This window comes from Octadecabacter temperatus, assembly GCF_001187845.1.
In the GTDB taxonomy this organism is placed as follows: Bacteria; Pseudomonadota; Alphaproteobacteria; order Rhodobacterales; family Rhodobacteraceae; genus Octadecabacter; species Octadecabacter temperatus.
The window spans coordinates 2,643,610-2,665,356 of the sequence record NZ_CP012160.1 but is presented as its reverse complement, the minus strand read 5'-3'; the positions used below and the strand labels follow the sequence as shown (position 1 = coordinate 2,665,356).

Annotated in this window: 19 protein-coding genes; 13 read left to right on the top strand and 6 right to left on the bottom strand. The window is 55.9% G+C overall.

Annotated features, from left to right (window positions below):
- Position 1 precedes the first annotated feature (1 nt).
- Genes OSB_RS13330 through OSB_RS13315 form a run of 4 tightly spaced genes read left to right on the top strand, consistent with a single transcriptional unit; the run spans position 2 to position 2,625 of the window.
- Positions 2 to 328, top strand: coding sequence for a hypothetical protein (locus tag OSB_RS13330; RefSeq protein WP_049835459.1), 327 nt, complete (start codon positions 2 to 4; stop codon positions 326 to 328).
- Positions 325 to 1,668: a DUF6638 family protein gene (locus OSB_RS13325; protein WP_049835458.1), complete on the top strand. Its 1,344-nt coding sequence runs from the start codon at positions 325 to 327 to the stop codon at positions 1,666 to 1,668. Before OSB_RS13330 ends, OSB_RS13325 begins: the two co-directional genes overlap by 4 nt.
- Position 1,669: 1 nt before the next feature.
- Positions 1,670 to 1,939, top strand: coding sequence for a hypothetical protein (locus OSB_RS13320; RefSeq protein WP_049835457.1), 270 nt, complete (start codon positions 1,670 to 1,672; stop codon positions 1,937 to 1,939).
- Positions 1,940 to 1,950: 11 nt separating this feature from the next.
- Complete coding sequence (locus OSB_RS13315; RefSeq protein ID WP_049835456.1) at positions 1,951 to 2,625, top strand: DUF1523 family protein; 675 nt, start codon at positions 1,951 to 1,953, stop codon at positions 2,623 to 2,625.
- A 110-nt stretch (positions 2,626 to 2,735) separates the two neighbouring features.
- On the opposite strand, the gene OSB_RS13310 is transcribed toward OSB_RS13315, so the two are convergent.
- The 3 genes from OSB_RS13310 to OSB_RS13300 all read right to left on the bottom strand — a co-directional run bounded on the left by OSB_RS13310 (position 2,736) and on the right by OSB_RS13300 (position 6,993).
- A complete protein-coding gene (locus OSB_RS13310) occupies positions 2,736 to 5,054 on the bottom strand; it encodes an aldehyde dehydrogenase family protein (protein ID WP_049835455.1) in 2,319 nt (772 codons plus the stop codon).
- 4 nt (positions 5,055 to 5,058) lie between these two features.
- Positions 5,059 to 6,045, bottom strand: coding sequence for a deoxyribose-phosphate aldolase (gene deoC / locus OSB_RS13305; protein ID WP_049836171.1), 987 nt, complete (start codon positions 6,043 to 6,045; stop codon positions 5,059 to 5,061).
- An 81-nt stretch (positions 6,046 to 6,126) separates the two neighbouring features.
- Positions 6,127 to 6,993 (bottom strand): AraC family transcriptional regulator, encoded by an 867-nt coding sequence (locus tag OSB_RS13300; RefSeq protein WP_049835454.1) that lies wholly within the window; start codon positions 6,991 to 6,993, stop codon positions 6,127 to 6,129.
- Positions 6,994 to 7,126: 133 nt separating this feature from the next.
- Here OSB_RS13300 and rpe point away from each other — a divergent pair, with 133 nt between their 5' ends.
- From rpe to OSB_RS13285, 4 genes are all read left to right on the top strand, one after another.
- Positions 7,127 to 7,816, top strand: a complete 690-nt coding sequence (gene rpe / locus OSB_RS13295) for a ribulose-phosphate 3-epimerase (protein ID WP_049835453.1) — start codon at positions 7,127 to 7,129, stop codon at positions 7,814 to 7,816.
- A gap of 89 nt (positions 7,817 to 7,905) precedes the next feature.
- Positions 7,906 to 8,034 carry a hypothetical protein gene (locus tag OSB_RS16930; RefSeq protein WP_268794162.1) on the top strand — a complete coding sequence of 43 codons (129 nt, stop codon included), beginning with the start codon at positions 7,906 to 7,908 and terminating at the stop codon, positions 8,032 to 8,034.
- Complete coding sequence (locus OSB_RS13290; RefSeq protein WP_049835452.1) at positions 8,031 to 8,726, top strand: response regulator transcription factor; 696 nt, start codon at positions 8,031 to 8,033, stop codon at positions 8,724 to 8,726. Before OSB_RS16930 ends, OSB_RS13290 begins: the two co-directional genes overlap by 4 nt.
- Positions 8,723 to 9,652 carry a sensor histidine kinase gene (locus tag OSB_RS13285; protein ID WP_049835451.1) on the top strand — a complete coding sequence of 310 codons (930 nt, stop codon included), beginning with the start codon at positions 8,723 to 8,725 and terminating at the stop codon, positions 9,650 to 9,652. The genes OSB_RS13290 and OSB_RS13285 overlap by 4 nt, the downstream gene beginning before the upstream one ends.
- Here the strand turns inward: OSB_RS13285 and OSB_RS13280 are convergent.
- Entirely contained in the window at positions 9,649 to 10,599 is a 951-nt protein-coding gene (locus OSB_RS13280; RefSeq protein ID WP_049835450.1) for an NAD-dependent epimerase/dehydratase family protein, read from the bottom strand. The genes OSB_RS13285 and OSB_RS13280 overlap by 4 nt on opposite strands.
- Positions 10,600 to 10,662: 63 nt before the next feature.
- On the bottom strand, positions 10,663 to 12,189 hold the full coding sequence (locus OSB_RS13275) for a trimethylamine methyltransferase family protein (protein WP_049835449.1): 1,527 nt from the start codon (positions 12,187 to 12,189) through the stop codon (positions 10,663 to 10,665).
- Positions 12,190 to 12,268: 79 nt separating this feature from the next.
- Between OSB_RS13275 and OSB_RS13270 the strand changes: the two genes are divergently transcribed.
- The 5 genes from OSB_RS13270 (at position 12,269) to OSB_RS13250 (ending at position 20,010) form a co-directional block, all read left to right on the top strand.
- Positions 12,269 to 13,231 carry a LysR family transcriptional regulator gene (locus tag OSB_RS13270; RefSeq protein ID WP_159435587.1) on the top strand — a complete coding sequence of 321 codons (963 nt, stop codon included), beginning with the start codon at positions 12,269 to 12,271 and terminating at the stop codon, positions 13,229 to 13,231.
- Positions 13,232 to 13,323: 92 nt separating this feature from the next.
- Positions 13,324 to 15,759 carry a GcvT family protein gene (locus OSB_RS13265; protein WP_049835447.1) on the top strand — a complete coding sequence of 812 codons (2,436 nt, stop codon included), beginning with the start codon at positions 13,324 to 13,326 and terminating at the stop codon, positions 15,757 to 15,759.
- Positions 15,760 to 15,792: 33 nt separating this feature from the next.
- Positions 15,793 to 16,980, top strand: a complete 1,188-nt coding sequence (gene kynU / locus OSB_RS13260) for a kynureninase (RefSeq protein ID WP_049835446.1) — start codon at positions 15,793 to 15,795, stop codon at positions 16,978 to 16,980.
- A gap of 203 nt (positions 16,981 to 17,183) precedes the next feature.
- Positions 17,184 to 18,617 carry a xylulokinase gene (xylB, locus tag OSB_RS13255; RefSeq protein WP_049835445.1) on the top strand — a complete coding sequence of 478 codons (1,434 nt, stop codon included), beginning with the start codon at positions 17,184 to 17,186 and terminating at the stop codon, positions 18,615 to 18,617.
- 13 nt (positions 18,618 to 18,630) lie between these two features.
- The gene (locus OSB_RS13250; protein ID WP_049835444.1) at positions 18,631 to 20,010 is read left to right on the top strand and encodes a phosphomannomutase; all 1,380 of its coding nucleotides are present in this window, start codon (positions 18,631 to 18,633) and stop codon (positions 20,008 to 20,010) included.
- Between the two features lie 2 nt (positions 20,011 to 20,012).
- Here the strand turns inward: OSB_RS13250 and OSB_RS13245 are convergent, their stop codons facing one another.
- The gene (locus tag OSB_RS13245; RefSeq protein ID WP_049835443.1) at positions 20,013 to 21,728 is read right to left on the bottom strand and encodes a SulP family inorganic anion transporter; all 1,716 of its coding nucleotides are present in this window, start codon (positions 21,726 to 21,728) and stop codon (positions 20,013 to 20,015) included.
- Positions 21,729 to 21,747 lie beyond the last annotated feature (19 nt).

The window sequence follows — 21,747 nt, the reverse complement described above, 5'->3', positions numbered from 1 at the left end:
GATGATTGCTTTGGCAATTTTTGCCGTTGGGTTTCTTGTCGCTTGGAAAATGTCGCTACAGGTAACTTTGTGGGGCGGCGGGCTCTTGATTATCATGCTTGTGTTGTACGGTCTTTTGATGTGGTCCACCACGATGTCGACACCAGAGGATATCTTTATGGCTAATTTCGTGCCGGAAAGTGAGCAGGACGCCGAATTTAGCGTAAACCTCGTAAACAGAGTCATATTGGGCGCTATCGTGGGGCGCACAGCGTTGGTTGTTTCGTCGTATACGCTCGGCGGATTATTGGGGCGGTTTGCCCTAAGATTTAAGAAAGAACGGGTATGAAGCGCCTCATCTCTCGCGGTCTAATGTTTGGCAACCTCATCCCTGTGATGAGCCCCATTTTGGTGGAGCGCTATAACCGTGCGCTTAAACGCCTGACTGGAAAACAAACCGAACTCAGCGATTTTCATATCGATATTTCGGGATATTCGCCGGAGATCGGGGATGAGTTGGGGGATGATTTGTACCTCAACCATGCGGGGGTGAACCGGCAGTTTATTTTGCTGACGACAGAGCAGAAGACGGCGCCGTTGCTCAATGCGAAGTTCTCAACCAGCCGTGGGATATTGCGCCAGTTTATTGAGACCAATGAGGCGCAGTTGTTTGCGTTGACTGCGCGGGATGGTGTCGCGGGGGAGCTGGTGAATTCGGTTTATGCGCTTGAGACACCCAAGCGGTTGTTTGATGTGCGCCATGTGGACATTGAGGCAGATACGACGGACGGGGCGGTGGCCTCTGCCAAGAAGCTTGGCGGGATGATTGACCGCTTTATGCGCGAGGACGATGCGTGGTGTGATGATGTGTTGATCGGCAATATGATCGGGCTGGCCAAGGACACGGGCGACATTACCCGCAACCCGCTGAAGCTGAACACGATGACGTTTGATCAGGACAATTTCTGGACGGCGCATTTCGGTGGGATCTACGTGTTCCGCGCGCTTGAAGCGCCTGCAGCGATTGTGATGAACGGTAACGATGATCTTGGAGAGCTGCCGATTGAGACGGTTGTTCAAGGGGATGAACGATCCGCGATTGCGCAATTCCTGAAGGTCAACGATCTGGCCGAACCGATCGTGGAAGCACGCGGCATTGATAGCGCGGCTATCCTACGCCAGAAGATGGATTTCATGGTTGCCGATGTGGCGGCTGGATTAGGTGAAGACCTGTCCGGTGCCACGCGACGGGACCTGCGCAATTTGGGACGGCGCTATCATGACAAGCTGCCAGCTGCGTGGCAGGGCCTCGCTGATTTGGTGCGCTGGGCGGAAGACGGTGGACCTTGGCCGCGCATTGATAGCGAGCATCCGGCGTATTTCTATACGCTACGTGCCAAAGACCATGCCGATGCGGACTTGGTGAACATGTTGTTGGCTGAACTGTCGCCAATGGACGTGCGTCAGCTGTTCATTTGCCACAAAGAAGCATTCTACCGCGCCTATATGGGCTGGCCGGATGAAAAGAAGGCTTATGTGGCGGATTTCTTGTCAACGGAGTATCAGGTGGATAAGGCCGGCACGCGGGATGCGTTGTTTGGGCACGAAGCGGCGATGGATGAGCCTGCGCCAAAGAAGGATGACCTGATTGATCGGGTTGGTCCTTGGGGTGCGGTGAGGAGGAGATGAGATGCAATTTGTAAGACTGGTCGTATTCGGCTTCCTGATCCTGTCAGTGCTGTACCTGTGCATCACGCTGTATTCACGTTCTATCCGGCGCGAAAAGCTGGAAGACGAGTGGGACGAGAATCCGCCCGAAGGTGCAACGCCAGACATGCGTGCGACCTTTGTCAAAGATGGCATGACCAAGTATGAGAGCGGTCTTCGCAAGAAGCTGATCCTGCTGGTCTACGTCATTCCGCCAATTGTTGTTGGCACCATCATTTATTTCATCAACTGAAAGCAATAATCATGCGCAACGCTCGTCGTATTCTTCGGATTGCCCTGTTCTTGATCATCGGATTGTGGCTGCACTATGTGATGCCGCACCGCGACGTCGCACGGGTGACCTCCACCGAGATTATTCGCACAGATTTCTCTAACTTTAACCGCATGTTCTATGCGCAGGCTGACAGTGGCACCGTCGAAAACCCGACACGTGATTTGCGGCTGATCAACACCGAGCGCAAGGCGACATACTTTTTCGGACTGATCCGTGGCGGCAACGAAACGATGGTGTATCGAAATGAAGATACAGGTTGGATTTACCCACCGTATTTCAAGTTCGATAGCTCTGACTTGCAGGCGGAATCTGCGGCGCTCATTTCAACGTCCGAGCCGCAGCAATGGGTCGTGATAACGCATTATGGCTGGCGCGTGCGCTGGGCGTCCATTTATCCGAATGCCGTGTCTATTCGCCCAGTCGAGAGCGAGGATTATCGCCCGTTCCCGTGGGTGAATTTGTTGATATTTGCATTGCTTCTTACAGGGTTCTTGTTTTTGCGTGCCATGTGGCGGCAGTTTAGAGAGCGCACGGTTGATCCGTTGGCGGATAAGGTCGGCGATCAGTATGACCATGTGAGTGCGGATCTGTCTGAACGCAAAGGGCGCGTTTCCCGTTGGCTTGGCACCTGGCGCAAAAAGTAAGCGTTTTGCGCGTGCCGCGGGCGTGGAGGGGGGCTAGCCCCCCGTCCTGACGGACTCCCCCCAGGATATTTGAGAAACAGTGACAAATGGGAAGTTCCACTTGTTTGGGTTTACTCGCCGTAAGGAATCCAGATCGTTTTGACTTCGGTGGACTGGGCGCGCCATGTGCTAGAGGGCCATGCACGTTGCGTCGCGTTGTTGACCCAAGTGCGTTTGAGGTTAGCGGCAGATTTTGCTTCGATGACCTTTGAGACATCGGAGGTCGAGAAGGACCAGACGGCGTCGATGTTGGCGTGGGCCGCCATATGGGGCGCGAGGTCTGTGTGACGGCCTGTAAGGATGTTGGCGACACCAGCGGGCACGTCCGAGGTTTCGAGCACTTGGTAGAAATCTGTCGCGGCCAGTGGGAAAGCCTGCGAGGCGACGGCGGTGACGCGGTTTCCCATTGCCAATGCGGGCGCCAGCGGTTCGATCAGGCCCATAAGCGGGCGCGTGTCGTCTGTTAGAACGGCGATGTTTCCGACAGGTTCGTTCATCGCCAAGGCGACACCACGGATCGGTACACCCTTAGCTGCGCCGTCGTATTTGTCGGCCCATGCAGCCCATGTGAACAGATGCTGGATGGCGTCATCGACTTCTTTTGTACCGGACTTGCCGCCCGTCAGTTGGTTGATGCGGGTTGCGAACTCATCCGCGCGGGCGGACAGGTTCTCACCGATGTAATACAGGATCTGCGCGCGCAGGTGGCCTGTGGATTTAGACCAACCTGTTGCAGCGGCATTGGCTTCAACCGCGTTACGTAGGTCTTTGCGGTTCGCAAGGCTTGCGTGGCCCAACAGCTTGCCGGATTTGTTGAAAACGGGCTCAGAGTAGCCACTATCTGGGCGGGCTTGTTTGCCGCCGATGTAGAGTTTTGCGGTGCGATCCAGCGGATCGGCAGGCGTGCCGTCTGTGGTGGTGAAAGCTGTTGGGGCGGTCACCTTTGAGGTCTTGCCTTTGGGTTTGGTGTAGCCTTGCAAGCCTTCCCACCCGCCTTCACGCCCGAAGCCAGACTCGCGCACGCCGCCGAAACCGGCAGCAGCATCCATGAGGTTTGTGGCGTTTAACCAGACGATGCCGCTGACCAACTTGGGCGCGATATCCAGCGCGAGGTTCACGTTTTCCGTCCACACGGATGCTGCCAGCCCGTAGCGGGTGTTGTTAGCGATTTCCACGGCCTCGGCAGGGGTTCGGAAGGTGCAGGCGACCAGAACGGGGCCAAAGATTTCTTCCTGCATCAGCGTGTCGGCGGGCGACATTCCTGTGATCAACGTTGGTGGGTAGAAGCAGCCCTCAGGGGCCGCGCATTGGTACATCTCGCCGGATGTGTTCGCGGCGACGATGGCTTTGATTTGCTCAAGCTGCACAACGTCAGCAATCGCACCCATATCCATGCACTTGTCCATCGGATCGCCAATGCGAAGCCCGTCCATTCGGGCGCGTAGTTTGGCGTAGAAACGATCAGCGATACCTTCTTGGACCAGTAGGCGCGATCCCGCACAGCAAACTTGGCCTTGGTTGAACCAGATGGCGTCGACCAAACCTTCTACGGCGGAATCGATGTCAGCGTCGTCAAACACTATGTAGGGGGACTTGCCGCCCAATTCCAAGGAAAGCGCTTTTCCCGAACCCGCAGTTTGTTCGCGGATAATGCGGCCGACGGCAGTTGAGCCAGTGAAAGCGATTTTGTCGACGTCTGCGTCGACCAGCGCGGCACCTGTTTCGCCGTCACCAGTGACAATGTTGATAACGCCAGGCGGAACACCTGCGGCTGTACAGATTTCACAGAACACCATTGCGGACAGGGAGGTGTATTCGGCGGGTTTAAGAACAACAGTGTTGCCCATCGCCAGTGCGGGCGCGATTTTCCAAGCGAGCATCAGCAGCGGGAAGTTCCACGGAATAATTTGCCCACACACGCCGAGGGGTTCGGCGTTTGGCATTTCCTCGTCCATCAGCTGGGCAAAGCCCGCGTGGTGATAGAAATGGCGGATGGCGAGTGGCACGTCGATGTCGCGGCTTTCGCGGATCGGCTTGCCGTTGTCGAGGGTTTCCATCACGGCCAACAGGCGCGAATTCTTCTGCATCAAGCGGGCAATTGCATAGAGGACACGCGCACGCGCTGCACCGTCTTTCGCCCACTTGGGTTGGGCTTTGCGTGCGGCTGCGACAGCCTTGGCGACTTCATCCGCGGTGCCTTTGGTGACACCTGCGAGCTTCGCGCCTGTCGCGGGGTTGGTGGATGCAAAGTCATCGCGTAGTGGGCCCCATTGCCCGTTGATGTAGTGGCCTGCAATGCCGCCACGATCCGCTAACCATTCGAGCGTTTCCGATGCGCTTTCAGGGGCAGGGCCGTAGTCCATGGATTCGAAGATGTCTTTTACTGTCATGGTCTTATCCAATCGCGTGACGCCAACCAGCGGAGTATCCGCCAGTGACGTGATGTTCGAGTTGCCGTTCGATGTCGCCGAGCAGGGATGACGCGCCGAAACGGAACAGGTCAGGTTGCAACCAGCGGTCGCCAAGTTCGTCTTTGATCATGGATAGATAGACCAATGCGTCTTTGGCTTTGCTGATCCCACCTGCGGGTTTGTAGCCGACCTTAATGCCTGTGCGGTCATGGTAGTCACGGATCGCGCGGATCATCGTGAGGGTCACGGGCAGGGTTGCGTTGATGGGTTCCTTGCCGGTCGAGGTCTTGATGAAGTCAGCGCCAGCCATCATGCAAACCACCGACGCACGCGCGACGTTGCGCAACGAGCCGAGTTCGCCCGTTGCAAGGATCGCTTTGACATGGGCATTGCCGCAGGCAGCGCGCATCTCGGCCATTTCATCGTAAAGGGCCTGCCAGTTGCCTTGAAGGACGTGGCGGCGGGTGATGACGATGTCGATTTCTTCGGCGCCGTGGCTGACGCTTTCGCCGATCTCGGCGATGCGCAGATGGAACGGGGATAGACCTGCGGGGAAACCAGTAGATACAGCGGCCACGGGAATGCCTGACCCTTGCAGCGCGTCGACTGCGGTTTTGACCATATCATGATACACACAGATCGCGCCTGTGGTCAGGCCTTCCATGTCGAGGGCCTTAAGGAGGTCTGCCCGAACAGGTTGGCGGGCCTTAGCGCAAAGACGACGTACGCGGCCTTCCGAGTCGTCACCTGACAATGTCGTAAGGTCCATCAGGCTGATTGCCTTGCACAGCCAAGCGGCTTGATAGTCCTTCTTCACGGAACGACGCCCAGGAAGGGTAGCTGCGCGGCGTTCTATTGCGGACGTATTCGCCTGGACAGCCTTAACCCATGACAAATCCAAGGGGATTCCGTCATTGCGGGGCTCTTGAACCTGCGGCAAGTGGGTTTTGATGGGGTCTGTCGTTTGCATTTTCAGCACCGTGTTGTGAAGCGAAATCCTGTCATGGGTGTGGCGCATTGGCAAGCCATCCTAAGGGTTCGCTACGCGAGGTTACGGGCGGGGCTGAACAAGCTCGCGTTGGCGTGCGCGGCGGTAGCGTTGTGGTGTTTCACCGTGCGAGGCGAGGAACAGTTTGTGAAAGTGCGACAGGTTTGGAAGCCCGCAGTCTGCCGCTATTTCTGCAAGCGGATCGGATGTGCCGGTAAGCCTGCGTGCGGCGTACTCCATGCGTTGCGTATTGATGTAATCGGATGGGGTGATTCCAAGGAAACGGCGCATGGTTCGCGACACATGTGGATGCGCGCGCCCTGTTGCAGCAACGAAACCCGCAGCACCATTCCTAAAGACATCAGGGTTTTGCGCGGCGGTGCAGGCAGAAATAAGCCAATCGGGCGCGTCAGGCGAAAGCCCTTCAGGGGGGCGATCAAGCGCGATGAGTAGAGGCAATATGAACGCTTCAAGGAACAGTTTGCGGCGCGGGCTGCGTTCTAATTGGAGCGCAGCTTGGTTCAATGCGGCGAGCTGGCGAATATCCCGGTGGGCGATTTCAATGCCACGGCCCCAAAACGCGACACCAGATAGGTCGTCGTGACGGTTGCCAATGGCCTTGATAACGCCGGGGCGAATGGCGAGGGACACGACCATAGATGCTTCATCGTTCTTGTGCGCGCCTTTGGCGCGACGCCCTTGAAGTCCATGAGGTTGGTCGGGTGAAATGAATAGCAAATCGCCTTCGTTAAGATCACGTTTTCCGGTTTGGGTATGTAGCCGCACGGTGCCGTTTTGCACCCAAAGCATTTCATGGAAGTCTTGTACGTGCAGTTGTGGTGGGCGGCGTATGTCCAGTTCGGCGCGGCTGAAAACGAAGGCTTCATCAGAGCCGAATATGTCGCTGGCGGAGAGGCTAATTTGTTCCATAAAATCAAATTACCATGCTCAAGGTATGATTGCACGCGGCGCAAAGCCGCGCATTGAGGCGCGTGACATCTGTTGATCTGCGCGGTAGGCAGACGATGAAAAACCACAGCTGCTAAACACACAGGGGATTCCCATGTCATTTGATCGCTCTATCAAAATTGCACCGTCCATTTTGTCCGCTGACTTCGCCAACCTAGGCGCTGAAATTCAAGCGGTTGAGGCGCAAGGCGCTGACTGGATCCATGTGGACCCTATGGATGGGCATTTTGTGCCGAACCTTACGATTGGGCCAAATGTCGTGGCGGCCATTCGCCCGCACGTAAAAACCTTCATGGATGTGCATCTGATGATCTCGCCCGCCGACCCTTACATTGGCGATTTTGCCAAGGCGGGCAGTGACATGATTACCGTTCACGCCGAGGCTGGCCCGCATTTGCACCGCTCATTGCAGTCCGTGCGCGCGGAAGGAAAACTTGCTGGCGTTGCGGTGAATATGACGACGCCGTTGGACGGGTTGGTCGACATTCTCGACGACATCGACATGATCCTGATAATGACGATCAATCCGGGATTTGGTGGCCAGAAATTTACGCATTCAATGGTTGATAAAGTCGCGCGTTGCCGTGCGATGATTGGTGATCGTCCGATTCATATTCAGGTGGATGGCGGCATCGACCCGACGACGGCACCTTTGGTGGCCAGAGCCGGTGCCGACGTTCTGGTTGCGGGGTCTGCGGTGTTTCGTGGCGGCTCCGTTGCGACGCCGGACGTTTACGGAGACAACATCCGCGCGATCCGTGAGGCGGCTGAAGCCGCGCTTTAGGGTCTGCACGGAAACTGCACAAACGCGATAATGTGTCTGCACAAACGTTTTTCATAAGGGGCAAGCCCGAATGAAAAGGATGCAGACCTATGACGACGTTGACCCAAGCCGTGCCTTCAAAATTACAACTGGACGGCTGGTGGCTGGACCATGCTACTCGCCCGTTTCCCAAGCGCATTGTTACCGCTAAGGTGCTTTCCAAGGAGACCGCGCAATGAGCCAGACGATCCTGATTGTTGATGATGACGGCGACATCCGCGACGTGGTGCGTATTGCGCTTGGCCAGGCGGGGTTTCAGACAAAAGAGGCCGCTGATGGGCGTGCGGGGCTTGATGCAATTGCACGACTAAAGCCTGATCTGGTGGTTCTGGATATTGGATTGCCAGAAATGGACGGATTGGAAGTCTGTCGCACGGTAAGGGTGAACTCCGATGTGCCGATCTTGTTTCTGACGGCTCAAGGGGACGAGATTGACCGTATCGTTGGCCTTGAAATGGGGGCGGATGACTATCTGCCCAAACCGTTCAGTCCGCGTGAATTGGTTGCCCGTGTGAAAGCAATTTTGCGGCGCGGTGGAACCGCTGCAGAAGATCAACCGCTGCGCCATGGTGTGCTGGAGGTCGATCCAAGTCGCCACCTTTGCCGTGTGCGCGGGGACATTGTGACATTGACGGCGCGGGAAATGGATCTGCTGGTGAAGCTGATGACACGGCCTGACCAAGTCCATTCGCGCCCTGCGTTGGTGGATGCCATCTACGGTGTGAATGTCCATGTAAGCGACCGGACAATGGACAGCCACTTGCGTAACCTTCGCGCCAAATTGAATGCGGCGGGTTGCGGTGATTCCGTTGAGACGATGCATGGAATTGGCATTCGTATGGGGCCTTGTTCAGATGTGAAAAGCGCGTGAAAAGGATCGTCGTAAAATGGCGCCCGCCGCTTTGGTTAGTGGTTGCAGTGACACTGTGTGTTGTGCTGTCGCTGCCGATTATCGGTATCTTTTTTGTGCGATATATGTGGCCTGTTTTGGGCTACCAAGAAGCAGTGTACCTCGCCGCGATTGGCGTGCTGGTTGCCACATTTGTTACCGGTTGGGCCCTTTGGCGGTTGTTGCTACGGCCGGTCCTCGCGATGCGCGACCGCGTTTCTGGTTTGCGCCAGAACGCAACTGATGCGCTTGACCCGTTGGCGCATTATGGGACATCGGACATGCAAGCGCTTGGGCAATCGTTCCTTGATATGGGCCGCGCTTTGCAAAACCGTGAGGTGGTTCTGCGCAGCTACGCAGATCACGTCACGCATGAGCTGAAATCGCCCTTAACTGTTGTGCGTGGGGCTGCCGAACTTTTGGCCATGCCCGATTTGCCTAAAGATGAACATGAACGTTTGTTGGAACGGATCGAGGCATCTGTTGAACGGATGACCGCGCTCTTGGATGCGCAGCGCACGCTTGCACAGGCACAAGAACCTGCCGCCCGCGGGCAAGTTTTACTGTCTGATGTTGCGCAGGGGGGTGAGGTGATCGAGGACGGCCTTGTACCGCTCTCTGAAGACGCGCTGCGCTTGGTTTTGGATCATCTCATTGGCAACGCAACCGCACACGGCGCGACTGACGTGTCCGTTTCCTACGACGGAACGTTGGTTGTGCAAGACAATGGCTCAGGTATCTCAGACGGGAACGCGAAGCGCATTTTTGAGCCGTTCTTCACCACAAGGCGGGAAGCAGGAGGGACGGGAATGGGGCTGTCCATCGTGCGGCGCACGCTGGATGCGCACGACGCGCAAATCACGCTGGTTCCTAGCGATCTAGGTGCGCGTTTTGAGATAAGTTTTTAAGGGTTCATACCCTTTTTGGTCAGGAACGAGGGCAGTTTCTTTGCGTCATCCGGATTGGGTGCCTCAACCTCAACCGTAGCCTCAACCTCGACTTCGGGTTCCGGAACTGGATCTGACATCGCTTGAATTGCTGCTACGCCGCTTTCCCCCAAAGGAATGGTCGCGAAGGGGCCGCCGAGGCACAGCTGTGCACGGTCAGACGGGTCAGCCGGTGGCGCGCCAGCAAACAGGCTTTCAGCCCAGTTTTCAGCGTTATCTTTTGGTCTGTAACCCAAGAAAGCGGCTTTTGCGTTCGAGACGGGCGCACGGTCATTGTTGGAAATTCCATAGACGACGGAAAAGCCAGTTGTGGTTGCGGTGACCGATCTCTCAACAAGGTGGCGCAAGTCATCAAAGCTAAGCCACGTTCGCAAGGCGCGCAGGTTTTGCGGGACTTTGGTACAGGAAAAGATGCGCAGGTGCACGGATTCCATGCCGCGTTTGGCCCAGTAAAGTTTGCCGAGGTCTTCGGCGAAGCATTTGGCGAGTCCGTAGAACGTATCTGGTGCATGATCAGCGTCGGTGTCGATGCCGGCTGCGTTTTCGTGCATGCCAACCGCGTGGACGGAGGATGCGTAAATGACGCGCTGTACACCGTGACGGTGGCCCGCTTCCCAAACGTTGTAGGACGACAGAAAGTTCGGGCCGAGGAGGGTCTCAAACGGGCGTTCGTCTGGGATGGATGCGAAATGCACTGCCATATTGGCACCTTCCATCAGAGGCAGGACCTCCTCGAAAATCGCGCAGTCTGCTTTCACGAATGTCTCGTTCTCAAGCAGCGTTTCAGGCGCATCCGCAATGTCCACAGAAACCAACTCGTCGGCCAAGGCCGCCAATGTCACACGAATTTCCATTCCAAGGCTGCCGCAGGCCCCTGTGAGGACGATTTTCTTGTGGAGCTTGCCCATGTTCCGACCTTTCTTTTTGTTGCCGCCACGCTTCACGCTTGGACTGCAAAGGTCAAGGGCGTGTTAGTCGATGATGTTGAATGTCGCGCGGATTTCCGCGTCTTGCTTGGCGGATAAATGCGCAGGATTATGGGTGCTTAGGATGTCATCTACCCGCTGTTTCGCGCGGTCCGCCGCGGTTTGCGCGCCTGCGTCTGCCCATGTCTTGGGTTGTGCACGATCGGCTAAGGATGGGTAGTGATAATCGCGCTCCATTGCGGCGTAGGTGTGATCGGACCCAAGGAAATGGCCGTCGCCCAGAATGGCTGCGCAGATCGCGTCAAAGCCAAGGTTTTCGTCGCTTACTTCTATGCCGCGTAGTGTGCGGTAGGTCATGGCGTGCATTTCATCATCAAGCACGAAGGCTTCAAACGACGCGCCCAGCAGTGCCGCCGTCATACCCGATGATTCATAGATAAGTTTCCCACCTGCGAGGGCTGCGGCCACGGATGTCATGCCCTTTTCAACACCATATTGCGTGTCCAGCGCCCTGGCGTCAGTCATGGACGCCGCCACACCGGACGGTAGACCCAACCAGTTGGACAGTTGCGCAGAGGCCGCGTTGAGAACGGTAGTTTCGCCACCACCACCGGCAAACGCGCCGGAACGCAGGTCAATCACCAGAGGCCAGTTGGAGAATATCATCGGAAAGCCAGGGGAAATGACGTTGACCATGACAAGGCTCGCCAGCGTTTCGGCCAATGACTGGGCGAGGAAACCTGCGAGGGTCGCTGGGGCCGTCGCGCCAGCCTGTGCCGCCGTGATGCACGACATCGGAATGTTATGCTCAATGCATTTATAAACTACATCAACGGCGTCTTCGCCAAAGCGCATCGGCGAGATCACGGGGCTGATGTGGGTTTTCACGAACGGGCGTTTTGCGAACGCGCCTTCGCCGCCCGCTGCAATGTCGAATAGGTGGACGATCGGATCAACGTGCTCGGCGATGGTGAACGCAGTCGCGACAGGTTTCGTTGTGCCGCGCATCAACGCGTAGGCTGTGTTCACGTCAAGATCGAGCATGTCGGGAACGTCGGTGGCGATGCAACAACGGGTGAACCAAGCGACATTATCAAGCGCGTCTTGCAGGCGGGTGAAATCATGCAAGTCTTGCAAGGTTGACGGGCGATAGAGACCCGTGTCGCGGTCCAACGTGTTTACCGCTGCTCCGCCCGTGCCGAAATAAACTTTGTCCCCGCCAACTTCGATGGTGCGGCTTGGATCACGGCCATGCAGGGGAAATATCTTGGCGGCCTTGTCGATAATGTCTTCAACCAATGCGCGCGGCATCCCGATGCGATCCGACCCAAGGTCATTGCACCCTGATTCAATTAGGTCGTCCCACAAACGTTTTGGGACTTCACCCATTCCAAGCTCAGACAGCAAGCGCAACGCCGTGTCATAGATCGCCTGGCATTCGGCTTCAGACAGTGGGCGGTACTGGCCGCCAATTTGCCCGGGTGCGGCGGGGTTCACAGCAACTGGAACCGCGCGTTTGGCGTGGCGGGCCGCGCGGCCACCTGCGCGGCGGGATGATTTGGGTTCTGTCATAGGAGAAGCGTCAACGTTGAAGGGCTTTCATGCAAGTATCGTGGACAAGATGCGGAAAATCAGAAACGTTGATTCCTATATGGAGAATCAAGCGCCCCCTTTCACATTCCGCGCCGCACAGACATTTGTGGCGGCCGTTGAAGCACAATCCGTCACCAAAGCCGCGCATCGTCTTGGCATTAGTCCGTCATCCGTTTCCCAACAGCTCGCTGGGCTTGAGGCGGCGCTTGGTGCGAAATTAATTGAGCGCTCGGCACGTCAATTCAGGCTGACTAAGGCGGGCGCGATGTTCCTTGATCCGGCCAAACAGCTTTTGGATGATGTAAGTGCGGCTAAGGCGCGGTTGGTCACAGCGGACCAAATGCCGCCAATGTCCGTTCGGATTGCTTCGATTGAAGAGTTGGATGCCACGGTAATTGCCCCGTGGCTGGTTAAGCAAACAAAGGCGTTTCCGAATATTGCGTTTACGCTGAGCAGCGGCGCAAGCCATGAGAACAACGAAGCACTCAGCACACGCGCTGTGGATTTGATGCTGGCTGTGGATACGGTTGCAGAAGCTGATTGGGTGGAACAACACCCGATCTTGCGCGATCCGTTTATCTTGGTTGCAGCACCTGAACTCGGCGACGCGCCGGACGTTGAGCAGCTGAAAGCCAGTCCTTTCGTGCGCTATGCATCTGAACTGCAGATTGGACGGCAGATTGAAGCGCAGTTGCGCAGGTCCAACCTACAACCAGCACGAAGTTTTGAGTTTTCGACCAATCAGGCCTTGTTTGCGATGACCGCTGAGCTGGGTGGATGGGCGATCACGTCCGCGCTTACATACTTTGGAACACCGCTGGCGGGTGATCTTGTGCGGGCGCTCCCATTGCCCGTTCCTGCGTTCTCTCGCCGTATGGCGCTTCATGCCCGACGCGGGGCGTTGGGGGAACTGCCGCACCAAATGGCCGAGGATATCCGCTTCTTTATAAAAGAGCGCATTTTCGCGACTGCTGAGCAGCGGTTGCCATTTCTGAATGGTGGGCTTCAGATACTTCGGTAAATCGAAATCATTGATTTGCTGGTGTTTGACTGGATTGCGCGACTCTCTTCGATCTGGTCAGATTTGAGGTGTAGATACCAAAGGATGCCTCCATGAAAACTCGAACCAAAGCTGTAGTCATCGGCGGCGGCATTGCCGGCTGCTCAACCCTGTATCATCTGACCCAAGAGGGTTGGACGGACGTTGTTTTGGTGGAACGTGATGAGCTCACGAGTGGCACAACATGGCATTCCGCCGCGCAGGTTACGAATTTCGGCGGCAATCAAACGATGGTCGGGCTGAAGACCCATTCGATCAATCTGTATAAAGAGCTGCGCGATGATGCGGACTACCCCGTGCAGTACAACCATGGCGACGGCGGCATTCGTTTGGCCAACACCGAAGAGCAGATGGATGGCTATCGACACTTTTCATCAATGGCGCGGGGCATGGGCGTGGATTTCGAGGTGCTCGACGCCGAAGAATGCGCGCGTCGCCATCCACTGATTTCAACGGACAACCTGTTGGGCGGTCTATGGGACCCAAGCGACGGTGACATTGATCCGGCTTCCTTGTGTCAGGCGTTGGCGCGACGTGCGCGCAAGGCGGGTGCAGAAGTGTATCGCCAAACCAACGTGACTGGCCTGACCCAGCACAAGGATGACACGTGGACGGTTCACACCAGCAAAGGCGATATCGATTGTGACGTCGTGGTGAATGCTTGTGGTTACCGCGTGAATGAAGTGGGCGCGATGATGGGTGTTCATCATCCAGTCGCTTCTATGGAGCATCAGTATTTTGTAACCGATGAAATTCCCGCAATCGTTGAAGCAGGTCACCGAATGCCGCTGCTGCGTTGTCCGATTTCAGATTACTATTGCCGCCAAGAAAAAGATGGTCTGCTTCTCGGGTTTTATGAGCAGGATTGTAAGACATGGGGCATGGATGGCATCTCGCCTGACTTCTCCAACGATCTCTGCCCAGACGATTTGGATCGCGTAACGGACGTGCTTGAAGGCGCGTTTGAGCGGATGCCAGCGTTGATGGAAGTGGGCATCAAGAACATCGTCAACGGCCCGATTACCTATACGATTGATGGTGCACCACTGGTTGGCCCGATCCCGAACAAGCGCAATGCGTTCTGTATCATCGGACTGCGGGCTGGTCTGGGCGAGGGCGGTGGCCACGGTTGGTTGTTGGCGCAACAAATCGTTCACGGCGAGGCTTGCTATGACACATGGTGCCTCGACCCGCGTCGTTTCACGGGCCACACCAACGTGGAACTGACTGCGCTGAAGGCGATTGAGGACTACCAAAACGAGTTCCGCTTCCATTTCCCGAACGAGCATCGCCCCGTTGGCCGCAACGCGAAGACAACGCCGATTACGCCTGTGCTTGAGGCGGAAGGCGCTGAGTTTACCATCGTGAATGGTTGGGAACGGGTCGAGTTCATGAAGCCGACCCCTGATTTCCATGTCACGCATACATTCAAGTTCGACGAGAGCTTTGACATTGTCGGCGAAGAAGTTGCCGCCGTGCAAAACGCTGTTGGCATCTGCGAGGTCAACGGTTTCAACCGGTTTGAAATCACCGGTGAAGATCGCCACAAATTCATCGACCGTATGTTCTGCGGCAACATCACCAAGAAAGACGGGCGTGTCGGCCTTGGTTACATGTTGAACGACCACGGCATGGTCAAAGGCGAAGCAACGATTGCGAACCTTCCCGCAACGGATCGCGGCCCTGCGCGCGCTTGGTTTGGGTCAGCGGCGGCGGCTGAATACCATGACATGGACTGGCTGCAGATGCACATGTCTGATGACGAAGACGTGCAGATCAAATCACTGACCAACGACCAAACCATCCTGGTTGTTGCTGGCCCAAAGGCGCGTGATGTGCTGTCGGCTGTGTCGCGTCTGGACTGGTCCAAGGCGGCCTTCCCGTGGCTGTCTGCGCGCGAATGTTTCATCGGGTTTGCGCCTGCGACAGTGCTGGGCGTCAGCTTCTCAGGTGAGTTGGCCTATGAAATCCATATTCCGAACGCGCATCTCTACAATGCCTATAAAACCCTTCGCAAAGCAGGCGAGGCGTTTGGCATGAAGATGTTCGGTGCCAAGGCCGTAGATTCCATGCGGATGGAAAAAGGGTTCTTGCACTGGAAGGCCGATATTTTGACGGAATTTGACCCTTTTGAGACTGGGTTGGATCGTTTTGTCAAAATGGACAAAGGTGATTTCATCGGTAAAGCCGCATTGGAGAAACGGGTGGCTGCGGGCAAGACGGTTGAATTTGTTACGATGGAATTGGACACCGTCGAGGCTGCTGCACATGGTGGGTCGTCCGTGATGGTTGGCGACGACGTCGTGGGTACCGTAACGTCGGGCGATTGGGGTTACCGAACGGGCAAGAACCTTGCTTATGCGTTTGTTAAGCCCGAGCATTCCGCAGAGGGCACCACGTTTGAAGTGGATGTTCTGGGCAAGCGCGTTCCAGCCACAATCATCCCGATGGGCCCGTACGATCCGGACTATTCGTTGATGCGCAGCTAAGGTACTCATGGGCGTAACACAGGAGTTTCGCCCATGACCGTCACCCGAAAAGACCTATTCGAATTGCCTGAAGGTATGATCTACCTTGATGGTAACTCATTGGGACCATTGCCGAAAAACGTGAACTCTGCGTTGGGTTCAATGGTTACGGATCAATGGGGCGCACATCTTATCAAGGGCTGGAATGTCGATGACTGGATGGGCCAACCCATGCGGGTGGGCAACATGGTCGGCAAACTGGTTGGCGCTTCTGAGGGCAGTGTCACGATGGGTGATACGCTTTCGGTGAAGGTTTATCAGGCACTTTCGGCAGCGGTGCAAATGCGCCCTGACCGCAAAGTCATCCTGTCTGATAGTGGCAATTTTCCGTCCGATTTGTACATGGCTCAAGGGCTAATTGCACAACTCGGGCAAGGGCATGAGCTTCGGATTGTTGATCCGCTTGATGTGATGGATTCCATTACGGACGAGGTTGCCGCGGTGATGATCACGCAGGTTGATTACCGTTCTGGCCGGATGCACGACATGGCTAAAATGACCAAGAAAGCCCACGACGCGGGTGCTGTGATGATCTGGGATCTGGCGCATTCGGCGGGTGCTTTGCCTGTCGACCTCGCTGGTTGCGGGTGTGAGTTTGCGGTTGGGTGTACGTACAAATACCTCAACGGCGGGCCGGGCGCGCCGGCGTTTATTTATGCCCGCCCTGATGTGGTTGAGGGCATCAAACCTGCGTTGTCAGGGTGGCTTGGCCATGATGCGCCATTCGCATTTGAACAAGACTATCGCCCCGCGATGGGGATTGAGCGGATGCGGGTTGGCACGCCACCCGTGCTGCAGCTAACGGCACTAGAAGCAGCATTGGGTGTATGGGATGGCGTCGAGATGGCGGACGTTCGCGCCGCGTCCGTCGCCTTGACGGACTTGTTCATCAACGAGGTTGAAAAACGCTGCCCCGACCTGACGTTGTTTTCACCGCGTGATGCAGCAGAGCGCGGAAGCCAAGTATCCTTCGCCCATGACAATGCCTTTGCGGTGATGCAGGCATTGATTGCGCGGAACGTGATCGGGGACTTCCGAGCACCGAACTTAATCCGCTTTGGCTTCACGCCGCTATACATCGATGAAAGCGACGTGTTGGGCGCGGTCGAGATTCTCGCGGATGTCTTGGACAATCGCATTTGGGATGATCCGAAATACAAGACCAAGGGTCGCGTGACCTGAGAACACCGAATCTGAACAACCAGTGATCATGAACTTGTTCGCCATTGCTTCCCAAAAAAAATGCGGGCGGACAAATATTTAGAAACTATGTGGTCTTTGATACCGGATGAACAAAGACCACACTTGGTTTTGGCAAAGGATTGGTTTCGCGTAAACGCACCTGTAAACGTTCATCTGGGAAAACATCCAAGAGAGGCTGCTTCATGTTCATCGGGCTAGATCTAGGGACATCGTCTCTTAAGGCAATTTTGGTAGATGACGCCCAAACGGTTTTGGCCGAACATTCGGTGCCGTTATCAGTGCAACGCCTGCATGACGGGTGGTCCGAGCAAGACCCTAAGTCGTGGTGTGATGCGGTCGTGGAGGCATTTCGAGCACTTAGTACCAAGGCAGATTGCAGCCGGCTTAAAGGCATAGGGTTGGCAGGGCATATGCACGGCGCGACGCTTATCGGCGCTGATGACAAAGTGCTGCGGCCTTGCATGCTGTGGAATGACACACGCAGCCAAGTTGAGGCGGCGCAAATGGATGGTGACCAGCAGTTTCGCGAGACTACAGGAAATATCGTGTTCCCCGGATTTACTGCGCCCAAGGTCGAATGGGTTCGTAAGAACGAGCCTGAAGTGTTCGGAAAGATTGCAAAGATTCTGCTGCCCAAGGACTATTTGCGGTTGTTTCTAACCGGTGAGCACGTGTCAGAAATGTCGGATGCGGCTGGCACAGCATGGCTCGATACAGGTGCGCGGGATTGGTCCGATGATTTACTCGCGACGTGCCAATTGGAACGCGTCCAGATGCCCACGCTTGTTGAAGGATCGGCTGCGTCTGGCCGTCTGCGGGCAGATCTTGCTGCTGAACTTGGATTGCCACAGGTCGTGGTCGCAGGTGGCGCTGGCGATAATGCGGCAGCTGCGATCGGCGCGGGTGTTGTGGAAGACGGGACAGGTTTCTTATCCCTTGGAACGTCCGGCGTTTTGTTTGCCGCGAACGCAGGATACCGCCCAGATCCAAAGACGGCCGTGCACACGTTTTGTCACGCTGTGCCAGACACTTGGCACCAGATGGGTGTGGTCCTTGCTGCGACCGATGCGCTGAACTGGCTGGCCAAGCTAACAGGACAAACTGCAAGCGACCTGACGCGCGATTTGGGCGACGTTACGGCCCCAAGTAGAACGATGTTCCTGCCGTATCTCGGTGGGGAACGAACGCCCCATAACGATTCCAACGTGCGCGGGCAGTTTTTGCATCTTGATCATGCAACGGATGCGACGGAGGCGGCGCGTGCGGTGTTGCAAGGGGTCAGTTATGCCTTTGCGGATTGCAAAGATGCGCTTGGCGCGACGGGTACGACATTGGATCGTGCGTTGGCGATGGGGGGCGGTTCGAAATCCGAGCACTGGATATCGATGCTGGCCAGTACATTAAATATTTCGCTAGACCTTCCCAAGGATGGCGATTTTGGCGCGGCACTGGGCGCGGCACGGCTGAGCTTGATGGCTGCTGTGGGGGCAGGGTTAGACGTGGCAACCCAACCACCTTTGGCTAAAACGATTGAACCTGATCCGGCGTTAAGCGATGCGATGGCTGAGGGGCATGCGCGCTTCAAGCATGCGTATTGTGTCTTGAAAGATATTTGAGGGAACGAACAGAATGGCTCCGAAATTCGGCACTAGTGGATTACGCGGGCTCGTCGTTGAGCTGACCCCAGAATTGGTAACGTCGTATACACACGCGTTTTTAGAAGCCTGTGACACAGGCAGTGCCGTTCGCATCGGATGGGACTTACGCCCGTCTTCACCCGAGATCGCCAAGGCGGTGATTGATGCGATTGCCGCGGCAGGCGGAACGGCGATTGAGGACGGGGCATTGCCGACACCTGCGCTTGCGCTTGCCGCGCTTAGCGAAGGGCAAAGCGCGATTATGGTGACGGGCAGCCACATTCCAGCGGATCGAAATGGGCTAAAGTTTTACACGCCAAACGGTGAGATTTCTAAAGACGACGAAGTCGCGATCCTCGCGACGCTTGGGGTGGTAGCTAACGGGATCGGCAAAAAGATGAATTCGCAAGGCGAAGCAATCGCTGCATATATTGCGCGTTACGTTGACGGTTTCGGCACGGATGCTTTGCGCGGTCTTCGGATCGGCATTTACCAACACAGTTCTGTTGCGCGGGAAACTATGGTGAAGGTAGTGCAGGCGTTAGGTGGCGAAGCGGTTCCGCTTGCGTGGTCGGATACGTTCATTCCGGTTGATACCGAAGCTGTTGACCCCGAAACACGTGCACAGCTTGCAGGATGGTGCAAAGAAAACAACCTTGATGCGTTGATCTCGACCGATGGCGATGCGGACCGCCCGATGGTGGCGGATGCCACGGGCGAGATTGTTGCAGGCGATGTGCTTGGACCATTGACGGCGCGGCTTCTTGGGGCTGAACAAATTTGTACGCCTGTTTCATCGAATACGATGGTTGATGCGATACCGGAGTTTAGCGACATCGTGCGCACGCGCATTGGCTCTCCTTACGTGATTGCAGCGATGGAGACGGGTAACGTAACGAAAGTCGTTGGGTATGAAGCGAATGGCGGTTTCCTGCTAGGATATACGGCTGATGGTCCCGCTGGATCGTTGGCCCCCCTTATGACGCGCGACTGTTTGTTGCCGATACTTGCGCCGCTGTACATGGCACGAAAAGCAGGATGCGGGTTGGCTGAACTGGTCGCTGGGTTACCTTCGCGATTTACTGCAACGGACCGATTGACCGGAATTGCGACTGACGTTTCTGGCCCCTTTCTTGAGAGCTTGTGTGCCGACGCGGTGGCGCGAACAGCGTTTTTTACGGGTATGCCTGCTGAGAAAGATGTTGATCTAACCGACGGTTTGCGTGTGACGTTTGCGGGAGGAGATATCGTGCATCTAAGACCGTCCGGAAACGCGCCTGAATTTCGGTGCTATGCAGAATCCAGCAGCACCGAGCGAGCAGGCAAACTGCTGGCTATGTTCCTAGAAAAAACCAAAACACTATTGGCGTAAGCTTACTTGGATTCCAATTCTTTGACGGCTTCGAACTGGGTCAAGAAAACCTGACCTGATAGTTCAGACAAGAAATGTTCGCGCTGAAGGCGGTCCATAACTGGCCCTTTGACCTCAGACAGGTGAAGGCAGACGTCCATTTCTTGCAAGCGCTCGTTGATAGCCTCAAGAGATTCCAACGCGCTAAGGTCGATTTCGTTGATGGCAGAGCATTGCAAAATCACGTGGCGGATATCTTTGTCGCCAGCAACGCGATTGTGGATTTTGTCTTCAAGGTAGCGTGCGTTCGCAAAGTACAGGCTCTCATCGACCCGTAGGGTCACAATGCTCGGGTCAGTAAGAACATCGTGGCGTAGGATATTGCGGAAGTGTTCGGTGTTCGGCACTTGGCCGACTTCGGCGATGTGCGGTTTGGACGACTTGTAGAGATGCAGCAGGATCGACAGGCCGACACCAGCAGAAACGCCGATCTCAACGCCAAGGGCGAGCGTTAGAAGGATCGTCGCGAGAACTGCAAAGAAGTCAGCCTTTGAATATGCCCAGCTGCGCTTTAGGATCGAAAAGTCCACGAGGCTGAGAACGGCGACGATGATAGTCGCTGCCAAGGTTGCCTTGGGGAGGAAGTATATCAGTGGCGTGAGGGCCAGAGCGGCGATCGCCAGGCCAATAGCGGTGAACGCACCCGCGGCTGGGGTTTCAGCACCCGCATCAAAGTTCACGACAGAACGGGAAAATCCGCCCGTAACTGGAAAACCACCTGTCAGTGATGCGCCGATATTGGCCGCGCCAAGCCCGATGAGCTCTTGGTCGGGGTCAATGCGTTGGCGTTTCTTGGCCGCGAGTGTTTGCGCCACTGAGATCGATTCAACGAAGCCGATGATCGAGATCAGGAAAGCGGGCAGGAGGAGCTGTCCGAGGAGGTCGGGTGAGAAAGATGGCAATGTCAGTGGTGGCAGGCTTTGTGGGACTTCGCCAACAATCTTGACGCCTTTGTCCGCCAAACCAAACAACCAAACTGCGAGCGTTGTAAGGACAACAACGGCAACAGGGCCGGTTTTGACCAAGACACCTGTCAGGCCGCTGGAGAGGCCAAGGTTTCGTAGCAGTGGCTTCAATCCCTTTCGGACCCAGAACAGAAACCCGGTCGCAAGGATGCCGATGATGGCGGTGATCCAGTTGATCTCGCCCAAGTGCGTGACCAACGAAATGACCAGTTCGAGCAGGTTGTGGCCGTGTGCATCAATCCCGAAGATGTGCTTGAGCTGGCTGGCTGCGATGATGATACCGGACGCGGTGATGAAGCCTGCAATCACTGGGTGGGACAGGAAGTTGGCGATAAATCCAAGACGGAACAACCCCATCGCCAATAGAATAACGCCTGACAATCCTGCCAAAGAAAGCGCCGCGACAGCATACCCCATCGTGCCTTGTTCAACGATATTGCTCAGTGCGGCGGCCGTCATCAATGACACAACTGCAACGGGCCCAACAGCCAGTGCGCGGCTGGTTCCGAATACTGCATAAAGCATGATTGGAACGATAGACGCGTAAAGACCCGCTTCTGCCGGCAACCCTGCTAAAAGCGCATAGGCCAATGACTGCGGGATCAGCATGATCGTCACGATCAGTGCAGCCACGAGGTCATTCGTTAGCGCAGAACGGTTGTAGGTCCGCCCCCATGCTAAGATGGGCAGGTAACGCGTTAGGTCAGTTTTCATCGGGTTCTCAAGGAATTAG

Bases quoted from the DNA above. Each gene is read 5' to 3' on its own strand.
- OSB_RS13330 (WP_049835459.1), top strand. From the start codon at position 2: ATGATTGCTTTGGCAATTTTTGCCGTTGGGTTTCTTGTCGCTTGGAAA.
- OSB_RS13325 (WP_049835458.1), top strand. From the start codon at position 325: ATGAAGCGCCTCATCTCTCGCGGTCTAATGTTTGGCAACCTCATCCCT.
- OSB_RS13320 (WP_049835457.1), top strand. From the start codon at position 1,670: ATGCAATTTGTAAGACTGGTCGTATTCGGCTTCCTGATCCTGTCAGTG.
- OSB_RS13315 (WP_049835456.1), top strand. From the start codon at position 1,951: ATGCGCAACGCTCGTCGTATTCTTCGGATTGCCCTGTTCTTGATCATC.
- OSB_RS13310 (WP_049835455.1), bottom strand. From the start codon at position 5,054: ATGACAGTAAAAGACATCTTCGAATCCATGGACTACGGCCCTGCCCCT.
- deoC (WP_049836171.1), bottom strand. From the start codon at position 6,045: ATGCAAACGACAGACCCCATCAAAACCCACTTGCCGCAGGTTCAAGAG.
- OSB_RS13300 (WP_049835454.1), bottom strand. From the start codon at position 6,993: ATGGAACAAATTAGCCTCTCCGCCAGCGACATATTCGGCTCTGATGAA.
- rpe (WP_049835453.1), top strand. From the start codon at position 7,127: ATGTCATTTGATCGCTCTATCAAAATTGCACCGTCCATTTTGTCCGCT.
- OSB_RS16930 (WP_268794162.1), top strand. From the start codon at position 7,906: ATGACGACGTTGACCCAAGCCGTGCCTTCAAAATTACAACTGGACGGC.
- OSB_RS13290 (WP_049835452.1), top strand. From the start codon at position 8,031: ATGAGCCAGACGATCCTGATTGTTGATGATGACGGCGACATCCGCGAC.
- OSB_RS13280 (WP_049835450.1), bottom strand. From the start codon at position 10,599: ATGGGCAAGCTCCACAAGAAAATCGTCCTCACAGGGGCCTGCGGCAGC.
- OSB_RS13275 (WP_049835449.1), bottom strand. From the start codon at position 12,189: ATGACAGAACCCAAATCATCCCGCCGCGCAGGTGGCCGCGCGGCCCGC.
- OSB_RS13270 (WP_159435587.1), top strand. From the start codon at position 12,269: ATGGAGAATCAAGCGCCCCCTTTCACATTCCGCGCCGCACAGACATTT.
- OSB_RS13265 (WP_049835447.1), top strand. From the start codon at position 13,324: ATGAAAACTCGAACCAAAGCTGTAGTCATCGGCGGCGGCATTGCCGGC.
- kynU (WP_049835446.1), top strand. From the start codon at position 15,793: ATGACCGTCACCCGAAAAGACCTATTCGAATTGCCTGAAGGTATGATC.
- xylB (WP_049835445.1), top strand. From the start codon at position 17,184: ATGTTCATCGGGCTAGATCTAGGGACATCGTCTCTTAAGGCAATTTTG.
- OSB_RS13250 (WP_049835444.1), top strand. From the start codon at position 18,631: ATGGCTCCGAAATTCGGCACTAGTGGATTACGCGGGCTCGTCGTTGAG.
- OSB_RS13245 (WP_049835443.1), bottom strand. From the start codon at position 21,728: ATGAAAACTGACCTAACGCGTTACCTGCCCATCTTAGCATGGGGGCGG.